This is a genomic window from Pedobacter sp., from assembly GCF_045628745.1.
Classification (GTDB): Bacteria; Bacteroidota; Bacteroidia; order Sphingobacteriales; family Sphingobacteriaceae; genus Pedobacter.
Genome location: NZ_JAZQPU010000182.1, coordinates 1 through 2847, shown reverse-complemented (window position 1 = coordinate 2847; position 2847 = coordinate 1). Strand labels below are relative to the sequence as shown.

Genomic DNA, 2847 nt, shown 5'->3' with positions numbered 1-2847 from the left:
TATGAAGTTAAGTGTATTAGTTCTCATTACTGCGCTTGCCGTTGCGCTCTCTATTGGTTTGGTTAATTTTCACTTCCAAAACAGCTGGTATTACTTGTTGGTCTCCTTTGGCGTTTCCTTTGTCACCAGTTTTATTGTTTTCTATTACCTTCTAGAAAAGTATATCTATTCAAAAATAAAGCTGATTTATAAACTTATTCATAACCTTAAATTAGGGAAGGACCTCAAAGATGCACTTGGAGAATATGTAAGTAATGACCCCATTAATGATGTAGAACATGAAGTTTTAGAATGGGCAGGTGCAAAGAAACAGGAAATTGACATTCTTAAACAACAAGAGCAATACAGAAGAGAGTTTCTTTCTAATGTATCTCATGAATTTAAAACACCATTATTTGCCATCCAGGGCTATATTGAGGCTTTGGAAGACTGTATCCTTGAGGATCCTGAAAGAGCCATTAAGTTTTTGAAGAAAGCAGAGAAGAATGTAGAGCGACTGACTTACCTGATTACCGACCTTGATGCCATTTCTAAGATTGAAAGTGGCGAGGTTCCCATAAACTTTCAAAAATTTGATTTTGTAATGCTTGCCCGTGAGGTGATGGATGCCATGGAAGATAAAGCAAAAATCAAAGACATCAAAATCACCTTTAAAGAGAAATATGCCCACCCTGCACCAGTATTGGCCGACAGGGAGAAAATAAGACAGGTGATGCTCAACCTGGTTCAAAACTCACTGAAATATGGCCGTGAGCATGGTACCACCGCCATTAAGATTTTTGAACTTCATGACCAATACCTGATTGAAGTAACCGATAACGGCATTGGCATTGAGGAGAAACATTTACCACGGTTATTTGAGCGTTTCTACAGAATTGATTCTCATCGTTCCAGAGAAATCGGCGGTACCGGTTTAGGCTTAGCTATTGTAAAACATATACTCGAAGCACATCAACAAATTATTTCTGTACGCAGCACCCAAAATATCGGAACTACATTTGCCTTTACATTGGCTAAGGCAAGTTAAATTAATATTAAATCCATTATTCCCAATCCTTAACACTAACTTAACATTGCAATCCTACTTTTGTAAAATATTTTGTTGGAGCCGACAGGAATAAATGAATTCTTTGCGGCCAATAAAAGAAACATAAACATACAGATGAACAATATTTTTAAGTTCTTTACACCGAAAGATAAAAAATTCCAGCCCCTATTTGAACTTGCTGCAAACAACGCAGTAAAGATCTCTGAAGCGTTATTGATTGCCTTGAATACCGCAGACCTTGCAAAAAGAAAAGAACATATTAAAGAGATAGAGCGATTAGAGCATGTTGGCGACGACATTACCCATTCGATCTTTTTGGAGTTAAGTAAAAACTTCATCACCCCCTTCGACAGAGAGGATATTCACTCCCTTGCCAGTGCTGTAGATGATATCGCGGATTACATCCACGCTTCAGCCACCAACATTGAATTATATAACATCGTTAAAATTGGTGATTCCATGATCAAACTTGCAGAATTGCTGGTGGAGATGTGTACCGATTTGGAGAAAGCGATCAAAGAATTAAGAAGTTTCAAAAACATCCGTGTCATTGCTGATGCCTGTGTAAGAATCAACAGCGGAGAAAATCAAGCAGATTATATCTGTAACCTTGCTATTGCGCGTTTATTCGAATTCGAAACTAATGCTATTGAATTGATTAAACAAAAAGAAGTTCTTCAAACGTTGGAACTTGCAACAGATAAATGTGAAGATGCAGCTAATGTATTGGAATCCATTTTGGTTAAGAATGCTTAAACTTCAAAAATAACTCATGGATCCTACTTTTACCTTATTAATTGTTGTAATTGTATTGGCTATTGGTTTCGACTATATCAATGGTTTTCATGATGCAGCGAATTCTATTGCAACTATTGTTTCTACTAAAGTATTGTCGCCATTTCAAGCCGTACTTTGGGCAGCTCTATTCAACTTTGCAGCTTACTTTTACTTTACAGACCACAAAGTAGCGAACACCATCGCGAAAACTGTGGTAGAAAATTATATTACCCTTGAAGTGATTCTGGCAGGTTTGCTTGCCGCCATCACCTGGAATTTATTTACATGGTGGTTTGGCATCCCTTCAAGTTCATCACATACCCTTATCGGTGGTTTTGCTGGTGCCGGAATGGCAAAAGCAGCTTTTATGGGCGATAGTGTTCTCGTAGCGATTAACTTTGCCCCTATATTTAAAGTTGTTGCCTTTATTGTGCTCGCACCGGTGATCGGGATGCTGGTCTCGGTGATCATTTCCATCATCATCTTACATATATCTAAGAATGCCCGGCCCTCAATCGCTGAAAAGTGGTTCAAAAGACTTCAATTGGTTTCCTCTGCTGCTTTGAGTTTTACGCACGGTGGTAACGATGCTCAAAAAGTAATGGGTATCATTTATGTTGCCATGGTAGCGGGAAAAGCATTAAAAACCGGTGATACGATGCCTGAGTGGATTCCAATAGCCTGTTATGCAGCCATTGCGCTTGGAACAATGAGTGGAGGCTGGAAAATTGTGAAAACAATGGGCTCTAAAATCACAAAAGTAACGGCTTTTGAAGGTGTGGCAGCTGAAGCTTCTGGTGCGGTAACCCTAGGTATTACAGAGCATTTTGGTATTCCTGTATCTACTACACACACCATTACCGGTTCCATTATTGGTGTTGGTTTGTTAAAAAGAGTTTCAGCAGTACGCTGGGGAGTAACCGTAAGTTTGCTTTGGGCATGGGTGTTAACCATTCCTGTTTCTGCAGCTTTAGCGGGTATCGTATTTTCGATTATCCATATCTGGTTTTTCTAGAATAAAA

Annotated in this window: 3 protein-coding genes; all 3 read left to right on the top strand. The window is 38.8% G+C overall.

From position 1 onward, the window contains the following. Nucleotide 1 precedes the first annotated feature (1 nt). The 3 genes from ACR2F7_RS07200 to ACR2F7_RS07190 all read left to right on the top strand — a co-directional run bounded on the left by ACR2F7_RS07200 (nucleotide 2) and on the right by ACR2F7_RS07190 (nucleotide 2840). Nucleotides 2-1027, top strand: a complete 1026-nt coding sequence (locus tag ACR2F7_RS07200; RefSeq protein ID WP_432712907.1) for a sensor histidine kinase — start codon at nucleotides 2-4, stop codon at nucleotides 1025-1027. Between the two features lie 135 nt (nucleotides 1028-1162). After that, complete coding sequence (locus ACR2F7_RS07195; protein WP_432712906.1) at nucleotides 1163-1804, top strand: DUF47 domain-containing protein; 642 nt, start codon at nucleotides 1163-1165, stop codon at nucleotides 1802-1804. 16 nt (nucleotides 1805-1820) lie between these two features. Continuing rightward, on the top strand, nucleotides 1821-2840 hold the full coding sequence (locus ACR2F7_RS07190) for an inorganic phosphate transporter (RefSeq protein WP_432712905.1): 1020 nt from the start codon (nucleotides 1821-1823) through the stop codon (nucleotides 2838-2840). The last annotated feature ends 7 nt before the right edge of the window (nucleotides 2841-2847 follow it).